19 protein-coding genes are annotated in these 19,218 nt (G+C 67.2%); 17 read left to right on the top strand and 2 right to left on the bottom strand.

Features of this window, described 5'->3' with window-relative positions; translation table 11 throughout:
- Window positions 1-60 precede the first annotated feature (60 nt).
- The gene (locus C8D95_RS17985; RefSeq protein WP_109760672.1) at window positions 61-2,028 is read right to left on the bottom strand and encodes a 4Fe-4S dicluster domain-containing protein; all 1,968 of its coding nucleotides are present in this window, start codon (window positions 2,026-2,028) and stop codon (window positions 61-63) included.
- 84 nt (window positions 2,029-2,112) lie between these two features.
- Between C8D95_RS17985 and C8D95_RS17980 the strand changes: the two genes are divergently transcribed.
- From C8D95_RS17980 to C8D95_RS17920, 14 genes are all read left to right on the top strand, one after another.
- Window positions 2,113-2,682 (top strand): DUF3305 domain-containing protein, encoded by a 570-nt coding sequence (locus C8D95_RS17980; protein WP_109760585.1) that lies wholly within the window; start codon window positions 2,113-2,115, stop codon window positions 2,680-2,682.
- Entirely contained in the window at window positions 2,675-3,274 is a 600-nt protein-coding gene (locus C8D95_RS17975) for a DUF3306 domain-containing protein (RefSeq protein WP_109760584.1), read from the top strand. Before C8D95_RS17980 ends, C8D95_RS17975 begins: the two co-directional genes overlap by 8 nt.
- Window positions 3,275-3,452: 178 nt before the next feature.
- Entirely contained in the window at window positions 3,453-3,992 is a 540-nt protein-coding gene (locus C8D95_RS17970; protein ID WP_109760671.1) for a TorD/DmsD family molecular chaperone, read from the top strand.
- Between the two features lie 47 nt (window positions 3,993-4,039).
- Window positions 4,040-4,228 carry a ubiquinol-cytochrome c reductase iron-sulfur subunit N-terminal domain-containing protein gene (locus C8D95_RS17965; protein WP_109760583.1) on the top strand — a complete coding sequence of 63 codons (189 nt, stop codon included), beginning with the start codon at window positions 4,040-4,042 and terminating at the stop codon, window positions 4,226-4,228.
- Window positions 4,229-4,241: 13 nt separating this feature from the next.
- Window positions 4,242-7,235 (top strand): formate dehydrogenase subunit alpha, encoded by a 2,994-nt coding sequence (locus C8D95_RS17960; protein ID WP_109760582.1) that lies wholly within the window; start codon window positions 4,242-4,244, stop codon window positions 7,233-7,235.
- A 15-nt stretch (window positions 7,236-7,250) separates the two neighbouring features.
- Entirely contained in the window at window positions 7,251-7,844 is a 594-nt protein-coding gene (gene fdh3B, locus C8D95_RS17955) for a formate dehydrogenase FDH3 subunit beta (RefSeq protein WP_109760581.1), read from the top strand.
- A 78-nt stretch (window positions 7,845-7,922) separates the two neighbouring features.
- On the top strand, window positions 7,923-8,927 hold the full coding sequence (locus C8D95_RS17950) for a tetratricopeptide repeat protein (protein WP_109760580.1): 1,005 nt from the start codon (window positions 7,923-7,925) through the stop codon (window positions 8,925-8,927).
- A gap of 16 nt (window positions 8,928-8,943) precedes the next feature.
- A complete protein-coding gene (locus tag C8D95_RS17945) occupies window positions 8,944-10,146 on the top strand; it encodes a formate dehydrogenase subunit gamma (RefSeq protein ID WP_109760579.1) in 1,203 nt (400 codons plus the stop codon).
- Between the two features lies 1 nt (window position 10,147).
- Entirely contained in the window at window positions 10,148-11,434 is a 1,287-nt protein-coding gene (locus C8D95_RS17940) for a c-type cytochrome (protein WP_109760578.1), read from the top strand.
- A gap of 13 nt (window positions 11,435-11,447) precedes the next feature.
- Window positions 11,448-11,573, top strand: coding sequence for a hypothetical protein (locus C8D95_RS22795; protein WP_277601029.1), 126 nt, complete (start codon window positions 11,448-11,450; stop codon window positions 11,571-11,573).
- A 4-nt stretch (window positions 11,574-11,577) separates the two neighbouring features.
- Window positions 11,578-11,760, top strand: coding sequence for a PLDc N-terminal domain-containing protein (locus C8D95_RS17935; RefSeq protein ID WP_241239762.1), 183 nt, complete (start codon window positions 11,578-11,580; stop codon window positions 11,758-11,760).
- Between the two features lie 73 nt (window positions 11,761-11,833).
- The gene (locus C8D95_RS17930; RefSeq protein ID WP_109760577.1) at window positions 11,834-12,517 is read left to right on the top strand and encodes a type 1 glutamine amidotransferase; all 684 of its coding nucleotides are present in this window, start codon (window positions 11,834-11,836) and stop codon (window positions 12,515-12,517) included.
- Window positions 12,510-13,868, top strand: a complete 1,359-nt coding sequence (locus C8D95_RS17925) for a glutamine synthetase family protein (RefSeq protein WP_109760576.1) — start codon at window positions 12,510-12,512, stop codon at window positions 13,866-13,868. The genes C8D95_RS17930 and C8D95_RS17925 overlap by 8 nt, the downstream gene beginning before the upstream one ends.
- Complete coding sequence (locus C8D95_RS17920; protein WP_109760575.1) at window positions 13,868-15,160, top strand: NAD(P)/FAD-dependent oxidoreductase; 1,293 nt, start codon at window positions 13,868-13,870, stop codon at window positions 15,158-15,160. Before C8D95_RS17925 ends, C8D95_RS17920 begins: the two co-directional genes overlap by 1 nt.
- Before the next feature lie 3 nt (window positions 15,161-15,163).
- Here the strand turns inward: C8D95_RS17920 and C8D95_RS17915 are convergent, their stop codons facing one another.
- Complete coding sequence (locus C8D95_RS17915) at window positions 15,164-16,051, bottom strand: LysR substrate-binding domain-containing protein (protein WP_109760574.1); 888 nt, start codon at window positions 16,049-16,051, stop codon at window positions 15,164-15,166.
- A 114-nt stretch (window positions 16,052-16,165) separates the two neighbouring features.
- On the opposite strand from C8D95_RS17915, the gene C8D95_RS17910 reads away from it, so the two are divergent.
- The 3 genes from C8D95_RS17910 to osmF all read left to right on the top strand — a co-directional run bounded on the left by C8D95_RS17910 (window position 16,166) and on the right by osmF (window position 19,183).
- The gene (locus tag C8D95_RS17910; RefSeq protein ID WP_109760573.1) at window positions 16,166-16,417 is read left to right on the top strand and encodes a YjiS-like domain-containing protein; all 252 of its coding nucleotides are present in this window, start codon (window positions 16,166-16,168) and stop codon (window positions 16,415-16,417) included.
- Between the two features lie 81 nt (window positions 16,418-16,498).
- Complete coding sequence (locus C8D95_RS17905) at window positions 16,499-18,097, top strand: ATP-dependent DNA ligase (protein WP_109760572.1); 1,599 nt, start codon at window positions 16,499-16,501, stop codon at window positions 18,095-18,097.
- Window positions 18,098-18,277: 180 nt separating this feature from the next.
- On the top strand, window positions 18,278-19,183 hold the full coding sequence (gene osmF, locus C8D95_RS17900; protein ID WP_109760571.1) for a glycine betaine ABC transporter substrate-binding protein OsmF: 906 nt from the start codon (window positions 18,278-18,280) through the stop codon (window positions 19,181-19,183).
- Window positions 19,184-19,218 lie beyond the last annotated feature (35 nt).

The raw sequence follows: 19,218 nt of genomic DNA, 5'->3' as shown, positions 1-19,218 counted from the left end.
CCGGTGAAATGGACCGGTCGCCGGTCCAAGGCAAGGCAAGGTCGCGCGACCGTGACAGCCTCAGTGCGGCTTCCGCTCCTTGAGATAGTCGTCGGTCGTGCGAGGCTTCGGACGGTCGCCCATGCGGAACGGAGATCCTTCCTGATGATACTGCGCCGAGATCCGGCAGTCGTCGCACATTTGGATCAGCTTCACGTTGTCCGAGCCCTTGAACATCCAGTGCTTGTCCTCGAGCTTCTCGACGATTTTCTCGATGGTCGAGCGGACGCCGAAGGGCTTGCCGCAGTTGATGCAGTCGAAAGGCTCTTCTTCGTTCAGGACGCGCGGCGCCAGCGCCTCTTTCGACAGGTCCAACCGGGGCGCGAGAGTAATGGCGTCCTCGGGACAGGTCGACGCGCAGATGCCGCATTGCAGGCAGGCCGCCTCGCGGAAGGTCACCTGCGGCTTGTCGGGATTGTCGCCGAGCGCCGCGACCGGGCAGAGCGACACGCAGGCGAGGCACAGCGTGCAGGCCTCGGTGTCGATCACCACGGCGCCATAAGGCGCACCCTCGGGCAGTTCGAGCACGGCGTCGGGCACGTTCAGCGCCGTTCCCGCCAGTCGCGTCACCTCGCGCCGTCCGCCGAGCGGCAGGATCGGATCGGCGACGGGCTGCGCAATTTCGGCATCCCATAGCGCCGCCTCCATCGCGTCGGGGTCCGACACGTCCAGGACGGACAGACGCCCCTGACCGGCGATGGCCTCGGCAAGCGCCAGTTCGCGCAGGATCACCCCGGTATCGCTTCGCGGTCCCGGCATCACCGCGACAGAGGCGAAGCCCACGCCGAGCGCGGCCAGCGTCTCGGCATGTCCCACGCCCTCGATCGAGGAGACCTCGACGGGGATCACGTCGGGCGGCAGCCCGCGTCCGAAGCGGGCGGAGAGGCGGATCATCTCGCCGCCCCAGTCGGCCTCGTGGAACAGCGCACGCGGCGCCTGTCCGCCCGCGCGGCGGAACTCGGACGCCAGGGTGCGCAGGCGGGCGAAAAGGACCGACACCGGGGGGTCGTCATAGCTCGCCGCGCCGGAGGGACAGACGGCGGCGCATTCGCCGCAGCCCGCGCAGACGTCGGTGTCGATGACGACGGTGTCGCCCGCCGAGGTGATGGCCCCCGTCGGGCAGACCGACAGGCAGCGCGCGCAGCCGGGCTGGCTGGCCCGCGAATGGGCGCAGAGACCCGGATCGAAACGGATGTAGAGCGGCTTCTCGAACACGCCCTGCAACTCGCGCGCCTCGGCCACCGCGCGCGCGACGGCAATGGGATCGCCCGGATCGGCGCGGACATAGCCCTCGCGCTTGTGGTCGGCCGAGAACAGTGGCCCCTCTCCCCTCAGGTCGAGGAGGATGTCGCAGGTCGATTTCGCGCCGTCCGCCGCCGGGCCGAACCTTACGGCGCCCCGTCCGCCCGGATCGGCGGCACGATAGCCGTCGACCTCGACCGCGAAACGCCCAAGGGCGCCGCCAGCCTTCTTCAGACGGCCGAGCGCCAGGTCGTAGGTCGCGGGAGGCGCCATGTCGCCGGGGTCCTCGGCGACAAGGCACGTCACCGCGAGCGATCCTGCCAGGCTCTCGGCCGCGGGCACGGCCACGTGGGCCGGGCCGAGGATCAGGCAGGTGCCCTCGCTTGTGACGTCGCGCGTCGGCGTGTCCGGCCGGGCGACCAGCGACTCGGCCAGCAGCGCGGCCTGCTTCGGAAACGCCGTGCCGGTGTCCGTCCAGCCCGCTCGGTCGCGGATGTCGACCGTGGCGAGGCGTTCGGGCGCACCCAGTTCCTCGGCCAGATCCTCGAAGAACGCCGACATCTGCCCGCAGGCGATCAGCGTCTCGCCCTCCTGAGCCAGAGCCTTCGCCGCCGCGTCGACATTGCCCATGCACAAGGCGCGGACCGTTCGCACATCGATGCCGCCAAGCGCGGTCGATGCGGTCTGGGGATCCACGGCCTGGGTATCTTCGCAGGTGCAAAGAAGAAGGCGTTTCGGTGCGGTCATCGGTCCTCCCCAAGGCGTCAGAGCGAAGGCCATGATGCGGCCTCGTCTTGTCAAAGGCAATCGGGGGGTGTTTCCTGCCGGGCCATGACCCCATTTCCGCACCAGATGGACATACCTCTCGGCGTCGTCCTCAGACGTCGCCCCGGCGTGACGCGCTGGGCGAAGTGGTCGTGGTCGGCAATTGCGGTCCTGCCGAACGCCGGTCCCGGAGGCTTTCGCGTCCTTCGCGAGGAGGACGGCGTGACCGACTTTCACGCTGCGACCCTGCCCATGGACCTGCACCGCGCCGAGGTCGAAAGCTATCGCACCTCGCTTATGATGACCCCTCCGTCCGTCTTCGTCGTCCTGCAGAAGGACGCCCCCAACGAATATGGCATCGACGTCCACGCCGTCACTGTCTCCGCAGACCGCGGCCAGAACTGGCAGGACAGCTCCGAGATGATCGTCGACCCCGTGGCCATGCCCGCGTCGCTTGCGACATTGGTCCGCGATTTCTGCGAGGCCCATTTCGAGGAGACAGAATTCGTGAAGCGCCGCCGCGACGCCGCCCGCGTCGACCGCGTCGAGGACGGCGTCGGCGACCCGAGGATAAGGCAGGCGGCGGACGTGTATCGCAGCCCCGCCACCCAGAAGGCGAGGCGCGAGGATGACTGACGAGGACGACGACCTCTTCCGCCGCTGGTCGCGCCGGCGCCGGGCTGTGGCCGAAGAGGAAACCCGCGCCGCGGAGCCCACTCCGGCGCCCGAACCCGACGTGCCGGAAGAGCCCGAGCCCGAGACACCGGAAGACGAACGACTGCTTCTTGAACGGCTGAAGCTGCCGCTGCCGGAAAGCCTCAAGGCCGGCGACGACTTCTCGATCTTCATGCGCGCGGGCGTCCCGGACTTCCTGCGGCGAAGGGCCCTTCGGATGCTGTGGCGGTCGAATCCCCTGTTGGCAAATCTGGACGGGCTGAACGACTACGACATCGACTACCGCTCGCCCGAGATGAACGCCAAGGTCCTGGCGACCGCCTACCGCGTTGGGCAAGGTTTCCTAAAGGCCGCGCATGTTCCGAAAATTTTGCAGGATAACGACACTAATATACAGGCTGAGGCGCTAGCTGAAGCCGATATTGCCCATGCGACGCTTGAGGAACCGGACATTTCCGCTGTCACCTCGACCGAAATCGACGAAGAGTTGATCGATGGCGACGAAAACGAGGAAATCTCCTTCAATCCCAAGCGGATGCGCTTCACGACCTGACCAGGCGGGTTGATCCGTCGCACCTGCGATTGGAAAAATGAATTGCCCAATTTGCGGGCGTTTCCTAGGGTGATGGCAGACCGGAACAAGGCGGGCGGACGTGAGCCTAAAAAGCCAATCGGCGACCATCAGGGAGGGGGCTGCGGAAGAAGACCTTCTGCGCGCCGATCTCTATTCCATGCTCGCCCGGCTTCTGGCCTCTGCCCCTGACAGTGCCACGCTCGATGCGCTTGCCGCGCTCGACGGCGACGGATCGGATCTGGGGCAGGGAATCGCTGCGCTGGCGCTGGTCGCCGCCGCGACCCAGCCCGCTGCCGCCAAGCGCGAATACAACGCGCTCTTCATCGGCCTCGGACGCGGCGAGCTTCTGCCCTACGCGAGTTTCTACCTGACCGGCTTTCTCAATGAAAAGCCGCTCGCCCGTCTGCGCACCCACATGGCGCAGTTCGGCATCGCCCGGAACGACGGCGTCAAGGAACCCGAGGACCACATCGCCACGCTCTGCGAGATCATGGCGGGCCTCATTCGCGGCGACTACGGGACGCCCCTTTCGGTCGGCGACCAGCACGCATTCTTCAATACGCATATCGCGACCTGGGCGTCGCACTTCTTTACGGATCTGGAGGCCGCCGAAGGCTCGGTCCTCTACGCGCCGGTCGGTAAGATCGGACGCGCCTTCATGGAGATCGAGATCGAAGCCTTCAGGATGGAAGCCTGACGCGGGGGGATCCGGACCCCCGTCAAGAGGCATAGGGAGGACCAGAGATGGACGACAAGAAGAAGGACGGGACCAGCCGTCGCGACTTCCTGAAACTGGCGGGCGCCTCGGCCCCCGCCGCCGTCGCCGCAGCCGCAATCGCGCCGGCCGAGGCCGCCGCCGAAGAGGCGCCGCAGGGATCGGGATACCGCAAGACCGAGCATGTGAAGGCCTATCTGGCCTCCGCGCGCTTCTGAGGGAGGCCACCAGATGCTGAGAAAGAAGACATCCATCCAGGGCCGCGGCCGCGCCGCTCCCATCCTCGGCCGCGTTGCCGGCAAGAACGTCGACCGCCGCAGCTTCCTGCGTGGGTCGGGTCTGGCCGTGGGCGGTCTCGCAGCCCTCGCCTCAGGCGTGGGCCGGGTGACGCCCGCCGCCGCCCAGGCGGCCGCCGCGACCGGCAACATCGAGATCAAGAAATCGGTCTGCACCCATTGCTCGGTCGGCTGCACGGTTCTGGCCGAAGTCGACAACGGCGTGTGGGTCGGGCAGGAGCCCGCCTGGGACAGCCCGTTCAACCTGGGCGCCCACTGCGCCAAGGGCGCGTCCGTCCGCGAGCACGCGCACGGCGAACGCCGCCTGAAGTATCCGATGAAGCTCGTCGGCGGCGAATGGCAGCGCCTGAGCTGGGACGAGGCGATCAACGAGATCGGCGACCAGATGATGGCGATCCGCGAAGAGTCGGGTCCGGATTCGGTCTACTGGCTCGGCTCGGCCAAGCACTCGAACGAACAGGCCTACCTGTTCCGCAAGTTTGCGGCCTACTGGGGGACGAACAACGTCGACCACCAGGCGCGCATCTGCCACTCGACCACGGTCGCGGGCGTCGCGAACACATGGGGCTACGGCGCCATGACGAACAGCTACAACGACATCCACAACAGCCGCGCGATCTTCATCATCGGCGGAAACCCGGCCGAGGCGCACCCTGTCTCGCTCCTGCACGTCCTGCGGGCGAAGGAGCAGAACAACGCGCCGCTCATCGTCTGCGACCCGCGCTTCACGCGCACCGCAGCCCATGCGGACGAATACGTCCGCTTCCGGCCCGGTTCGGACGTCGCGCTGATCTGGGGCATCCTCTGGCACATCTTCGAGAACGGATGGGAGGAGAAGGAATTCCTTCGCACCCGCACCTGGGGCATGGACCAGATCCGCACCGAGGTCGCCAAGTGGGACCCCGAAGAGACCGAGCGCGTCACCGGCGTGCCCGGCACCCAGCTTGAGCGCGTCGCGCGCACGATGGCCAACAACCGCCCCGGCACCGTCATCTGGTGCATGGGCGGCACCCAGCACACCAACGGCAACAACAACACCCGCGCCTACTGCATTCTGCAGCTCGCGCTCGGCAACATGGGCGTCGCGGGTGGCGGCACGAACATCTTCCGCGGCCACGACAACGTGCAGGGCGCGACCGACCTCGGCGTCCTCGCCGACACGCTGCCCGGCTACTATGGCCTGGCGCCCGGATCCTGGGCTCACTTCGCCCGCGTCTGGGGCGAGGACCTGGACTGGCTGAAGTCCCGCTTCGCCAAGATGCCCGGCAGGGGCAAGGACGGCACCGATCTCGAGATGATGTACGAGACCGGCATCCCGGTCTCGCGCTGGATCGACGGCGTGCTCGAGGACAAGGAGAACATCCTCCAGCCCGACAACACCCGGGCGATGGTCCTCTGGGGCCACGCGCCCAACTCGCAGACTCGCATGGTCGAGATGAAGACGGCGATGGAGAAACTCGACCTCATGGTCGTGGTCGATCCCTATCCCACCGTCTCGGCGGTGATGCAGGACCGGACCGACGGGGTTTACCTTCTCCCCGCCGCCACGCAGTTCGAGACCTACGGTTCTGTCACCGCGTCCAACCGCTCGCTCCAGTGGCGCGAGAAGGTGGTGGAGCCGCTGTTCGAATCGCTGCCCGACCACACGATCCTCGCCAAGTTCGCCGACAAGTTCGGATTCGCCGACCGCATGTTCCGCAACATCGCGATCGAGAACGGCGAGCCCAACGTCGAGGACATCACCCGCGAAGTGAACCGCGGCATGTGGACGATCGGCTATACCGGCCAGTCGCCCGAGCGGCTGAAGCTGCACATGGCGAACCAGCACACGTTCGACAAGACGACGCTGCGCGCGATCGGCGGTCCGGCCGACGGCGACTTCTACGGGATGCCCTGGCCTTGCTGGGGCACGCCCGAGATGAACCACCCCGGCACGGCGAACCTCTACGACATGTCGATGCCGGTCTCGAAGGGCGGCCTGACGTTCCGCGCCCGCTTCGGGGTCGAGCACGAGGGTGACAACCTTCTGGCAGAAGGCGTCTACAGCGTGGGATCGGAAATCCAGGACGGATATCCCGAGTTCACGATGCAGATGCTCCAGGATCTCGGCTGGGACTCCGATCTCAGCCCCGAAGAGCGCCAGTCGATCGAACGCGTCGCAGGCTATCGCGACGCCGAGGGCAAGCTGACCGGGCAGGGCGAGGAAGTGGGCGAGCAGGACCAGACCGGTCCCTATCCCGCCGACTGGAAGGAAAAGATCGGTGGCGTCAACTGGAAGACCGACCTTTCGGGCGGCATCCAGCGCGTCGCGATCCTCCACGAATGCGCACCCTTCGGCAACGCCAAGGCCCGTGCGGTCGTCTGGACCTTCCCGGACCCCGTGCCGACCCATCGCGAGCCGCTCTACTCTAACCGCCGCGACCTCGTGGCCGACTACCCGACCTACGAAGACAAGACCTTCTGGCGGGTGCCGACGCTCTACAAGTCGATCCAGGACAAGGACTTCTCGGAAAGCTATCCGATCATCCTCACCTCGGGCCGGCTGGTCGAGTACGAGGGCGGCGGCGACGAGACCCGGTCGAACCCCTGGCTGGCCGAATTGCAACAGGACATGTTCGTCGAGATCAACCCGCGCACCGCGAACAACATCGGTGTCAGGGACGGCGCACAGGTCTGGGTCGAGGGACCCGAGGGCGGCAAGGTCAAGGTCATGGCCATGCTGACCAACCGGGTGGGCGAGGGCGTGGCCTTCATGCCCTTCCACTTCGGCGGCTACTTCCAGGGCGAGGACCGCAGGTCCAAGTATCCGAAGGGGGCTGACCCCTATGTGCTGGGCGAAAGCTCGAACACCGCGCAGACCTACGGCTACGACTCCGTGACGCAGATGCAGGAGACGAAAGCCACCCTCTGCAAGATCACCGCGGCGTAAGGAGGAGAAAAGAAAATGGCACGAGTTAAATTCCTCGTCGACGCCGAACGCTGCATCGAATGCAACGCCTGCGTCACCGCCTGCAAGAACGAGCACGAGATCCCCTGGGGCATCAACCGCCGCAGGGTCGTGACGATCAACGACGGCGATCCGGGCGAACGCTCGATCTCGGTCGCCTGCATGCACTGTTCGGACGCGCCTTGCATGGCGGTCTGCCCGGTCGACTGCTTCTACCAGACCGCCGATGGCGTGGTCCTGCACTCCAAGGACCTCTGCATCGGCTGCGGCTACTGCTTCTACGCCTGCCCCTTCGGCGCGCCGCAGTATCCGCAGGCCGGCAACTTCGGCTCGCGCGGCAAGATGGACAAATGCACCTTCTGCTCGGGCGGACCCGAAGAAGACATGAGCCAGGTCGAGTTCTCGAAATACGGCCGCAACCGTCTCGCCGAAGGCAAGCTGCCGATCTGCGCCGAGATGTGCTCGACCAAGGCGCTGCTCGCCGGGGACGGCGATGACGTCTCGGACATCTACCGTGAAAGGGTCGTCGCACGCGGCTTCGGCTCGGGCGCCTGGGGCTGGGGAACGGCCTACGATCAGAAAGGTGGTTGAGACCGCCGACCTTCTGCTATGATCCCATGACGTCCCGAAGCCCTCGGGGCGTCATTTTTCTTTCGGTCGCAGATGTCGATGCCAGCCATACGCAAGAAGGTCCATTCCGAACTGCCGAGCGGCGATCCCGCTCTGCTCAACCGCATCGCCTGGGCGCGTCGGTGGGTGGAGCGCGACTCGAGCCTCGAATACGCGACCGAGGCGCAGCTCAAGGCGAAGGCCGGAAGCGGCAAGCGCAGCCGGGCCGAGCAGGGCCTGGCCCTGCGGACGCTGGCCTGGCACGCGCTCTGGACCGGCCATATGGACACGGCCATGCAGCACTGCCTGAAGGCCGAGGGATACCTGCCCGAAAGTCAGCACCGGGACGCGCGCGCGGGCATCTACGCGCTTCTCGCGGTGGTGCATTATACGCGGGGTCGGCTCGACCTGGCGACCTGCGCGGTCGACCGCGGCCTGTGGCTTCTCAAGGACATGACCGACGGCGAAGCCGCGCCCGCGCAGACCAGCCTTCTGCTGGCCCGCGCCACCGTGCAGCGGCTCGGGGGCGAACGGGCGCGCGCTGGGATCACGCTCAGCCGCGCGCGGGAACTGGCGCCCGAGGAACACATGCCCCTCGTCGAATACTGCACCGCACGATGGCTTCTATCGGACGGCGACATGGTGAAGGCAGCCGATCACGCCGCACGGTCCGTCGATCTCGCATCGCGGGACGGAAACGGCGTGATGCTGTCCTATGCCCATGCCGTGCAGGCATCCGTTCACACGGCCGAGGGTCACCCTTATGAGGCGCGGCTGTCCTTCGCGCAGGCCCGCAAGCTGGGCAAGGCCGCGGGCGACCTCTTCATCGACTGCATCGTCCACACGGGACTGGCGAGCGTGGCGCGCTCGGAAAAGAACACGGACGAGGCGCAGACCCTTCTGCGCGAGGCCGCGCGTATCGCCAAGCGCGAGAACTACGCGGTCCTGCGCAAGGGGATCGCGCTCGACATGGCCGAATGCTTCGAAACCGCCGGCGACTACAAGGCTGCGCTGGAACAACACAAACTTGCATGGCGTCTACAAGACGACATGCGGATGAGATGAGGCTGGGGAGGAACCGATGATCCGTGCAATCCTGATCGCGCTCGCGCTTGCCGTGGCGTCCATGCAGAACGCCCTCGCGCAGGAGGTCCCGTCTGACGCGCCGCGCGCCGAAACCGGCGGGGCGCAGACGCTCGACGACATCCTGCGCCGCCAGCAGGGCCTCGAGGTCGATCCGACCTTCCGGTCCGAGGCGACGGGTGACCCTGACTCCGCCGCGCCGCCCACCGCACCGCTCGGCACGCTCGGGGGCCAGTCGGACCCCGAGCTGTGGCGCGCGCTGCGCTACGGCACGGCCAATGTCTCCAGCCAGGTCCGCTCGCCCGCCGCCACGCTTCTGGTGCAGGACGAGGGCATGTGGTGGCTTCAGTTCCGCGAAGGCCCACTGCGGACCTGGGGAGGCTACTTCCTCCTCGGCGTCCTTGGGCTCCTTGCGCTGTTCTACCTCATTCGGGGCCGCATCCGGATCGACCACGGCAAGTCGGGCGTCAAGATCACCCGCTTCCGCGCCTTCGAGAGGTTCTCGCACTGGCTTCTTGCCGGGTCGTTCATCCTTCTCGGCGTGACCGGACTCATCAGCCTCTTCGGCCGGGTCGGCATGATCCCCTGGATGGGGAAGGAGGGTTACGCCACGCTCGCGATCGGCTCGAAATGGATCCACAACAACGTGAGCTGGGCCTTCATGCTGGCCCTCATCTTCGTCTTCGTCCTCTGGGTCTGGCACAACCTGCCGGATCGGACCGACCTGACGTGGTTTGCCAAGGGTGGCGGCATCTTCACGAAGGGCCACCCGCCGGCGAAGAAGTTCAATGCGGGTCAGAAGCTGATCTTCTGGTCCGTCATCGTCCTTGGCGCGTCGATCTCGGTCTCGGGCCTGTCGCTTCTGTTCCCCTTCGACATGCCGATGTTCGCCTCGACCTTCCACCACATCAACGCGCTCGGCCTGCCCGAGCTGGTCGGACGCGAGCCTCTGCCCGAGGCGCTGACGCCCCACGCCGAGATGCAGTACGCCCAGCTCTGGCACTCCATCATCGCCTTCGTGCTGATGGGGATCGTCTTCGCGCACATCTACATCGGCACGCTCGGGATGGAGGGCGCCTATGACGCCATGGGGTCCGGCGAGGTCGACCTGAACTGGGCCAAGGAGCACCACAGCCTCTGGGTCGAAGAGGAGCAGGCCAAGCAAGGCGCGGCGCCGCCCACGGCGACGCCCGCCGAGTGAGATGCGCGCCCTCGCGCTTGTCATGGCGCTTGTCGCGGCACCCGTCTTCGCCGCCGACTTCCGCATCCTCGAAGGGCACGGCGGCCCGGTGATGTCGGCCGACGTGTCGGCGGACGGAACCAGGGCGCTGACCGCCAGCTTCGACAACTCCGTCGGTCTGTGGACCCTCGGCAACGACGAGGTGCGCTGGCTGGAAGGCCATGCCGCCGCCGTCAAGACAGCGATCTTTCTGCCCGGCGGTCTGGCGGCCTCGGGCGGCGACGACTTCGCGATCCTCCTGTGGGACGTTGTCACGGGCACCCTCCGCACCCGGCTTGAAGGCCACGAAGGCCAGGTCGCGGCGCTTGCCGTCTCGCCCGACGGCACCCGCCTCGCCTCGGCGGGCTGGGACGGCGCGATCGGCCTCTGGGACATCGCCACTGGGGAGCGGACGGGCTGGCTGATGGGACACGACGGCGCGGTGAACGACGTCGTCTTCTCGGACGACGGCGCCTCGCTCTGGTCCGCCTCCGCCGATGGCACGGTACGCCTCTGGGACATCGCCACCGGCGCCGAGAAGCGCCTCGTCGTGCGGCACGGCTTCGGCGTGAACACCCTGACCCTGGGCGACGCTTGGCTTGCCTACGGCGCGGTCGACGGCGGCACCCGCGTGATCGACGCGACAACCGGCGACGACCTCGCCGACCTGACCCTCGACCGCCGTCCGATCCTGACGATGGCGCTGTCGCCCGACGGCTCCGAACTGTCCGTGGGCGACGGGCAGGGCTTCGTGATGACCGTCGACACGACGAGCTGGGATCTTATCGGCGACTACCGTGCCGCCGCCAACGGTCCGGTCTGGGCATTGTCCTATACGTCCGACGGCAAGAGCCTGATCGCAGGCGGCATCGACGACACGGCCTACGTCTTTCCGGCCCACAACGCGCTCGACGCGCCGATCATGGCGACCGAGACGCGCGCCTTCCTGAACGATCCAGCCAAGATGTCGAACGGTGAGCGCCAGTTCCAGCGGAAGTGCTCGATCTGCCACAGCCTCGCCGACGACGACACCCGCCGCGCCGGACCGACGCTGGCCGGGCTCTTTGGCCGCAAGGCTGGCAGCCTCCCGGACTACAGCTATTCCGAGACCGTCCAGCGCCTCGGCTTCGCCTGGACCGAAGACACGGTCGACAAGCTTTTCGATCTTGGCCCCGACCACTTCATCCCGGGCTCGAAAATGCCTATGCAGAGGATCACGAGGCCCGAGGACCGCCAGGACCTGATCGAGTTCCTCAAGGACAACACATGAAAGGGATGACCCCATGAAAGCCATGCTCGCCGCCTTCGCGATGATCTTCGTGATCGCCGTCGCCGCGGACTTCGGGCTCGAGGAGGCCGACTTCTCGTCGCAGCAGGTCCAGTCCAGCCCCTCGGTCCGCCTGGACTGATCCGGTGATCCAGTATCTCGGCCTTTGGGTGCTGTTGGCGCTCACGCTCAACATGTGGGCGCTCATCTCCGTCCTACGCTCGAAAGCGCCCCTGACGACACGTACCCTCTGGCTCGTTATCCTTCTGCTTCCCGGTCTCGGCTTCGTCGCCTGGTATCTCCTCGGCCCGCGCGAGTCGGCCGCCTGACGATTTGATCAAAACACTTGTTCGCCGCGAATCCCGCGCCTAGGTTCGGGGCATCCCGTTTTTATGGTGGTTCATGCTCATCGGCATCCTGCAGTGCGGCCATTTCCCGAAGGTCGACGGCTATCCCGAACGAACCTACACCGACCTCTACTCCTCGCTTCTCGCCGGACGCGGCCTGACCTTCCGCACCTGGAGCGTGGTCGACATGGAGTTCCCCGACAGCGTCCATGACGCCGAAGGCTGGCTCGTCACCGGCTCGCGCCACGGCGCCTACGAAGACCTGCCCTTCATCGCCCCGCTCGAGGACTTCATCCGCGACGCCTTCGCCGAAAAGGTGCCCTTGGTCGGCATCTGCTTCGGCCACCAGATCATCGCGCAGGCCATGGGCGGACGCGTCGAGAAATTCGCGGGCGGCTGGTCCATCGGCCCCACCGATTACGACTTCGACGGCGAGACGGTGCCGCTCAACGCCTGGCACCAGGACCAGGTGGTCGAGCCGCCCAAAGGCGCAAGGACGGTCGCAAGCAGCGAGGCTTGCAGGTACGCCGCCTTCCTCTACGACGGCCATGCCATGACGATCCAGCCCCATCCCGAATTCGACCGGGACGCCGTCGATCTGCTGTTGAAGGCCCGCGCCCCCGGCGTCGTCGATCCCGACCGCATCGACGCAGCGCTCGCCCGCATCGACAGCCCTGTCGCGAACGCTGCCGCCGCCGACCGCATCGCCGACTTCTTCAAGGAGAACAGCCGTGGCTGACTGGCTGACACAGGTTCCCGAATCCGCCCTGGCCCACCTCGACGGCGGCCGCGTGGACGAGGTCGAATGCCTCATCGCCGACCTCTCGGGCGTGGCACGCGGCAAGGCGATGCCCGCCTCGAAGTTCGCGCACCAGACGCACTTCTACCTGCCAAACTCGATCTTCTACCAGACGATCACCGGCGAGTGGGCCGACGAGGCCGCGCAGGAGGAGTTCACCGAACCCGACATGGTGCTGCGGCCCGACTACTCGACCGCCAGCGCCGCGCCCTGGACGGCGGACACGACGCTTCAGGTCATCCACGATGCCTTCGACAAGGCGGGAGAGCCGGTGCCCTACGCTCCGCGCAACGTCCTCCGCCGCGTGATGAAGCTCTACGAGGAGAAGGGCTGGAAGCCCGTCGTCGCCCCCGAGATGGAGTTCTACCTCGTCGCCCGCAACATCGACCCCGCCAAGAGCATCGAGGCGATGGTCGGCCGCTCCGGCCGGCCCGCCGCCGCGCGCCAGGCCTATTCGATCAGCGCCGTCGACGAGTTCGGCCCCGTCATCGACGACATCTACGACTTCGCCGAGGAGCAGGGCCTCGAGATCGACGGCATCACCCAGGAAGGCGGCGCGGGCCAGCTCGAGATCAACCTTCGCCACGGCAATCCGATCAAGCTCGCGGACGAGATCTTCTACTTCAAGCGCCTGATCCGCGAGGCCGCGCTGCGCCACAACTGCTTCGCCACCTTCATGGCGAAGCCCATCGAGGGCGAGCCCGGCTCGGCCATGCACATCCACCACTCGGTGCTCTCGACATCGACCGGAAAGAACCTTTTCGTGGCGGAAGATGGCGGAGAGACCGACCTCTTCCGCCACTTCATCGGCGGGCTGCAGACCTACCTCTCGCCAGCGACCTGCGTCTTCGCGCCCTACGTCAATTCCTTCCGCCGCTTCGTCAAGGACAACGCGGCGCCCATCAACCTGGAATGGGGCCGCGACAACCGCACCACCGCGATCCGCGTGCCCGTGGCGTCGCCCGAGGCGCGGCGGATCGAGAACCGCCTCCCCGGCATGGATTGCAACCCCTACCTCGGCATCGCAGCCTCGCTCGCCTGTGGCTACATCGGCATGGTCAAGGAGGTCGAGCCCAAGCCCGAATACATCGGCGACGCCTACCACGCCGAGGAAGAGCTTCCGCGCGGCGTCTATGCCGCCCTCGAGGAATTTGCCGCCGCACAGCCCCTGCGCGAGGTCCTGGGCGAGCACTTTTGCCGGGTCTACGAGGCGGTGAAGCTGTCGGAGTACGACGACTTCCTCCGCGTCATCTCGCCGTGGGAGCGCGAGCACCTGCTCCTGAGCGTGTGATGAACCCGCTCTACCGCAACGACAAGCCAGGCGTGCTGCCGCCCTCGTGGTATGTCGCCACCTCCGAGATCCCCGCTGACCGCACCCCGCTCGACGGCGACGTGACCTGCGATCTCGCCGTCATCGGCGCGGGCTACACCGGCCTCTCGACCGCCCTCCACGCCGCCGAGAAGGGTCTCGACGTCGTCGTCATCGACGCGCACCGCGTCGGCTTCGGCGCGTCCGGGCGGAACGGCGGGCAGGTGGGCACCGGCTGGAACAAGGACCAGCACTGGCTGGAAGCGCGGCTCGGCCGTGACGACGCGCGAAAGCTCTGGGAGCTGTCGCTGGAGGCCAAGGCGATGGTCCGCGACCTCTCGACCCGCCTTGCCCCCGACGCCGCCTACAAGCCCGGCGTGCTCCACGGCGAATGGACCGACGCGGGCGCGGACGAGGCCCGCAACTACGGCGATTTCCTCCGCGACCGCTACGGCTTCGAGACCGAATACCTCGACCGCGACGCCGTGCGTTCCGTCGTGAAGACCGACGTCTACCGGGGGGGCCTCCTCGACTGGGATGCAGGCCACATCCACCCGATGCGCTACTGCCTCGGCCTAGCGCGAGGCGCCGAGGCGGCAGGCGCGCGCATCTTCGAGCGGACCGAGGCGACGAAGATCGAAGAGGGCGTCGTGACCACGCCCACAGGCCGTATTCGCGCCGGCCACATCGTCGTCGCGGGCAACGGCTACCTCTCGCCCATCTCGAAGGACGTCGCCGCCCGCGTCATGCCGATCAACAGCTTCATCGCCGCGACCGAACCCCTGGGCGACCGCGCGACCGATGTGCTGGCCAAGGACATCGCCGTCGCCGACGACAAGTTCGTGGTGAACTACTTCCGCCTGAGCGAGGACCGCCGCCTACTCTTCGGCGGGCGCGAGAATTACGGTCTGGGCTTCCCGCAGGACATCCTGACGGCGCTCCGCGCGCGGATGGAGAGGCTGTTCCCGCAACTGGCCGGCGTGCGCGTCGACCACCACTGGGGCGGCACGCTCGGCATCACGATGCATCGCCTCCCCATGCTGCGCCGCCTCGGCCCCACGACGCTCGCGGCGGGCGGGTTCTCCGGCCACGGCGTGGCGCTCACGGGCCTCGCAGGCAAGGTGATGGCCGAAGCCGTCGCAGGCCAGGCGGGCCGTTTCGACCTCATGTCGAGACTGCCCGTCACACCCTTCCCCGGCGGCCGCCACGCCCGCGCGCCGCTTCTCACCCTCGCCATGACATGGTTCGCGCTGCGCGACAGGTTGGGCGTCTGATCCTCAGCGCGTCCGCGCAGCGAAGCACGCCCGCAGGTGATCCGCCGCCGCAGCCACGGCCGGGCTCGGATCCTCCGGCACCAGCATCCCCAGCGCGTAGGTCGGCAAGGGCGGCAGCCCGTGCCGACCCGAAGCCTCGACGATATCGCCCCCGATGGACGAGGCCGGTATGGGCGCGACGGCCAGGTCGGCCAGGATCGCCGCCCGCTGTCCCGAGATATGCGCGCTCTGGAACGCGACCCGCCACGGCCGCTTCTGCGATTCCAGCGCGTCGAGCCCCGCCTTCCGCCAGGCGCAGCCTTCCTCCCAGACGCTGACCGGCAGGGGGTCCCGCGTCGCCGCAGTCCCGCCCTTGCAGGCGGCCCACACAAGCTGTTCGCGCATCAGGATCTCGGCCCCCCGCGACTGCGCATCGGGTCCGTAGGTCAGAAGCGTCAGGTCCAGTTGGCCGGCGCGCAGCATGTCCATCATCCGAACGGACGAGTCGATCACCACGTCCACCGTCACGCCGGGATGCGTCTCGGCGAACCGCCGGAGCATCCCGGGCAGATGCCGCTCGGCCGCGTCGTCAGGCGCGCCCATGCGCACTACGCCCCGGATGTCGGGCTGCACGAAACGCGCCACCGCCTCGCGGTTCATCGCCAGCATCCGCCGTGCGTGTTCCACCAGAAAGCCGCCGTCCGCCGTCAGCTCGACCGACCGGCTGTCGCGCAGGAACATCGGGCGTCCGAGGATATCTTCGATCTTCTTCACCTGCATCGACACCGCCGACGGCGTCCGGTGCACCCGCGCGGCGGCGGCCGAAAAGCTGCCGGTCTCGGCGATGGCGACAAGCGTGCGCAGCAGGTCGAGGTCCAGAAGAGGGATGGTCGGAAGGGTGGGGGCGTTCATAGCGAGCCGTCAGTAAAACTGCATGATGAGGTCAAATCTATTCGTTTGATTGATGTACGTCAAGACGCCACCTTACCTCCAGAGAGACACACCAGGCTGAAAAGGATCATCGCCATGCACGCCTCCGACACCTCCTCCTCCCACGGCCACCCCCTCCACGCGCTGGCCGACAGCCTCGCGCGCCGGATCGCCGAACGCCTGCGCCGCCGACACTTCCGCACGCTGCTCGACCTCGACGATCACATCCTCCACGACATCGGCGTGACGCGGGGCGAGGTGCGGTCCGCAGCCAACCTTCCGCTCTCGGTCAACGCGGCGCACGAACTGCACCGCATCGCCCGCGAACGCCGCCGCATGATGATGTGACGGCCGCGCGCCTCGCGCTAGACTCCCGTGCATGAGACCGCACAGGATCCCGGCCCTCCGCCCCGGCGGAGGGCCCTCCAGATGAAACGCTTCGCGGCGCTGTTCACGGCGCTGGACCAGACGACGAAGACCAACGCCAAGGTCGACGCGCTGGCCGACTATTTCTCGACCGCGCCCGTGGAAGACCGGCTCTGGACGATGGCGCTTCTCTCGGGCCGCCGCCCCAAGCGTACCGTCACCGCGACCCGCCTCCGCGAATGGGCCGCCGAGGTCTCGGGCATCCCGCTCTGGCTCTTCGAGGAAAGTTACCCCATCGTCGGCGATCTGGCCGAGACCATCGCCCTTGTCCTGCCCGAGCCCCGGAACGCCTCGGACCGCACCCTCGGCGACTGGATCGGCGAGATCCGCGCCCTTTCCGCGCTCCCCGACGAGGACCGCAAGACCCGCGTTCTCGCCGCCTGGGACGCGCTCCCCAAGATCGAACGCTTCGTCTTCAACAAGCTCATTACCGGCGGCTTTCGCATGGGGGTCAGCCAGAAGCTGATGACCCGCGCCCTGTCGCGTGCCACCGGCGTCGAGGAACCCGAACTCGCGCACCGCCTCATGGGCGACTGGTCGCCCGACCGCACCACCTTCGACGCCCTCGTCCTGACCCCCGATCCCGGATCCGACCTCTCGAAACCTTATCCCTTCTACCTCGCCTATCAGCTCGACGATCCGGTCGAGACCCTGGGCGATCCCTCCGACTGGGCGGCGGAACACAAGTGGGACGGCATCCGCGGCCAGCTCATCCTGCGCGGCGGCCAGCACTTCGCCTGGTCGCGCGGCGAAGAGCTGATGACCGACCGCTTCCCCGAGCTTGCGACCCTCACCGACTTCCTGCCCGACGGCACCGTGCTTGATGGCGAGGTGCTGGCCTGGGACAGCGCCACCGAACTGCCCATGAGCTTCAACGCGCTGCAAAAGCGCATCGGCCGTAAGACCGTGCCGAAGGCGCTTTTGGCCGGGGCCCCCGTCATCCTTCGTGCCTACGACCTCCTGGAGCACGAGGGCGCCGACATCCGCGCGCTGCCCTTTTCCGAACGCCGCGCCCGGCTCCATGCGCTCGCAGAGGCCGTGCCCGACGACATGCCCCTCCGCCTCTCGCCGCTTCTCGACTTCGACACATGGGGCAGCCTCGCCGCCACACGCGAAGCCTCGCGTGCGATCGGGGCCGAGGGCGTCATGCTCAAGCGCCTCGACAGCCCCTACCGCGACGGCCGGCGCAAGGGCGACTGGTGGAAATGGAAGGTCGATCCCCTGACCATCGACGCGGTGATGATCTACGCCCAGTCCGGCCACGGCCGCCGCGCGAACCTCTTTACCGACTTCACCTTCGCCGTCTGGGAGGGCGAGGCGCTGGTGCCCTTCACCAAGGCCTACTCCGGCCTCACCGACGCCGAGTTCCGCTCGATCACCGCCTGGGTCCGGAAGAACACGCTGGAACGCTACGGCCCCGTCCGCGCGGTCAAACCCCACCACGTCTTCGAAATCGCCTTCGAAGGCATCCAACAGAGCACCCGCCACAAGTCCGGCGTGGCGCTGCGCTTTCCCCGCATGGCCCGCTGGCGGACGGACAAGCCCGCGTCCGAGGCGAACACGATGGAAGATCTGCGCGCGATGCTGGCCGCTTATGGGTGAGAGGAGGGCGCGCGCGATCCTCTCCGCTTTGTTGCCTGTCCGACTTTGCCTGCCCGACTTTTCCCTTCGACTGGCGAACGGCGAACTGCCAAATTTGGAACACGGTGTCATTCCCCTATATTGTCTCGCGCACCGACAGTGCACGCGTTCGAAACAATCCAGCCGGGAGCTGCCCACACCATGAAAACCCCCCTGATCCTTGCCGCCGGAGTCGTCGGCGCTTTCACTGCCAGCGCACAGGCCGACATCACCGTCTCCTCCAAGATCGACACCGAGGGCGGACTGCTCGGCAACATCATAGCGCTCGCTCTCGAGGATGCCGGTCTGCCGGTCGAGCGCCGGCTGCAACTGGGCGGCACGCAGGTCGTACGCGAGGCGCTGCTGGCGGACCAGATCGACATCTATCCCGAATACACCGGCAACGCCGCTTTCTTCTTCAACGAGGCCGACAGCGAAGTCTGGAAGGATGCCCAGGCGGCCCACGATCGCGCGTCCGAACTGGACGCAGAGGCGAACAACGTCACCTGGCTTGAAAGTGCTCCGGCCAACAACACCTGGGCCATCGCCGTGACGGGCCCGGTTGCCGAAGAGAACAACCTGACCACGATGTCCGATTTCGGCGCGTGGGTCTCGGGGGGGGGCGAAGTCAAGCTGGCCGCCTCGACCGAATTCGTGTCGTCTCCCGCTGTCCTGCCCGCGATGCAGGAGACCTACGGGTTCCAGCTCTCGCAGGACCAGACGGTGATACTGTCGGGTGGCGACACCGCAGCCACCATCCAGGCGGCCGCACGCGGCACGTCGGGCGTGAACGCCGCAATGGTCTATGGCACCGACGGCGGGGTCGGCGCGACGGGCCTCGTGGTCATGGAGGACGACGAGGGGGTACAGCCCGTCTATGAGCCGACGCCCATCGTCCGGGCCGAGGTTCTGGAAGAGTATCCGTCGATCCCGGACGTGCTGAACCCGATCTTCGGCAACTTGGACATGGCGACGCTTCAAAAGCTGAACGGCCGCATCCAGGTCGGCGGCGAACCGGCCGAAGCCGTGGCGCGCGACTACCTGACCCAGGCCGGAGTACTGGACTGACCAGCGCAACCATACCGGTGGGACGCGCCGGGTGG

Source organism: Silicimonas algicola, assembly GCF_003148765.1.
In the GTDB taxonomy this organism is placed as follows: Bacteria; Pseudomonadota; Alphaproteobacteria; order Rhodobacterales; family Rhodobacteraceae; genus Silicimonas; species Silicimonas algicola.
This window is presented reverse-complemented; position numbering and strand designations above follow the sequence as displayed.

Bases quoted from the DNA above. Each gene is read 5' to 3' on its own strand.
- C8D95_RS17985 (WP_109760672.1), bottom strand. From the start codon at position 2,028: ATGACCGCACCGAAACGCCTTCTTCTTTGCACCTGCGAAGATACCCAG.
- C8D95_RS17980 (WP_109760585.1), top strand. From the start codon at position 2,113: ATGACCCCATTTCCGCACCAGATGGACATACCTCTCGGCGTCGTCCTC.
- C8D95_RS17975 (WP_109760584.1), top strand. From the start codon at position 2,675: ATGACTGACGAGGACGACGACCTCTTCCGCCGCTGGTCGCGCCGGCGC.
- C8D95_RS17970 (WP_109760671.1), top strand. From the start codon at position 3,453: ATGCTCGCCCGGCTTCTGGCCTCTGCCCCTGACAGTGCCACGCTCGAT.
- C8D95_RS17965 (WP_109760583.1), top strand. From the start codon at position 4,040: ATGGACGACAAGAAGAAGGACGGGACCAGCCGTCGCGACTTCCTGAAA.
- C8D95_RS17960 (WP_109760582.1), top strand. From the start codon at position 4,242: ATGCTGAGAAAGAAGACATCCATCCAGGGCCGCGGCCGCGCCGCTCCC.
- fdh3B (WP_109760581.1), top strand. From the start codon at position 7,251: ATGGCACGAGTTAAATTCCTCGTCGACGCCGAACGCTGCATCGAATGC.
- C8D95_RS17950 (WP_109760580.1), top strand. From the start codon at position 7,923: ATGCCAGCCATACGCAAGAAGGTCCATTCCGAACTGCCGAGCGGCGAT.
- C8D95_RS17945 (WP_109760579.1), top strand. From the start codon at position 8,944: ATGATCCGTGCAATCCTGATCGCGCTCGCGCTTGCCGTGGCGTCCATG.
- C8D95_RS17940 (WP_109760578.1), top strand. From the start codon at position 10,148: ATGCGCGCCCTCGCGCTTGTCATGGCGCTTGTCGCGGCACCCGTCTTC.
- C8D95_RS22795 (WP_277601029.1), top strand. From the start codon at position 11,448: ATGAAAGCCATGCTCGCCGCCTTCGCGATGATCTTCGTGATCGCCGTC.
- C8D95_RS17930 (WP_109760577.1), top strand. From the start codon at position 11,834: ATGCTCATCGGCATCCTGCAGTGCGGCCATTTCCCGAAGGTCGACGGC.
- C8D95_RS17920 (WP_109760575.1), top strand. From the start codon at position 13,868: ATGAACCCGCTCTACCGCAACGACAAGCCAGGCGTGCTGCCGCCCTCG.
- C8D95_RS17915 (WP_109760574.1), bottom strand. From the start codon at position 16,051: ATGAACGCCCCCACCCTTCCGACCATCCCTCTTCTGGACCTCGACCTG.
- C8D95_RS17910 (WP_109760573.1), top strand. From the start codon at position 16,166: ATGCACGCCTCCGACACCTCCTCCTCCCACGGCCACCCCCTCCACGCG.
- C8D95_RS17905 (WP_109760572.1), top strand. From the start codon at position 16,499: ATGAAACGCTTCGCGGCGCTGTTCACGGCGCTGGACCAGACGACGAAG.
- osmF (WP_109760571.1), top strand. From the start codon at position 18,278: ATGAAAACCCCCCTGATCCTTGCCGCCGGAGTCGTCGGCGCTTTCACT.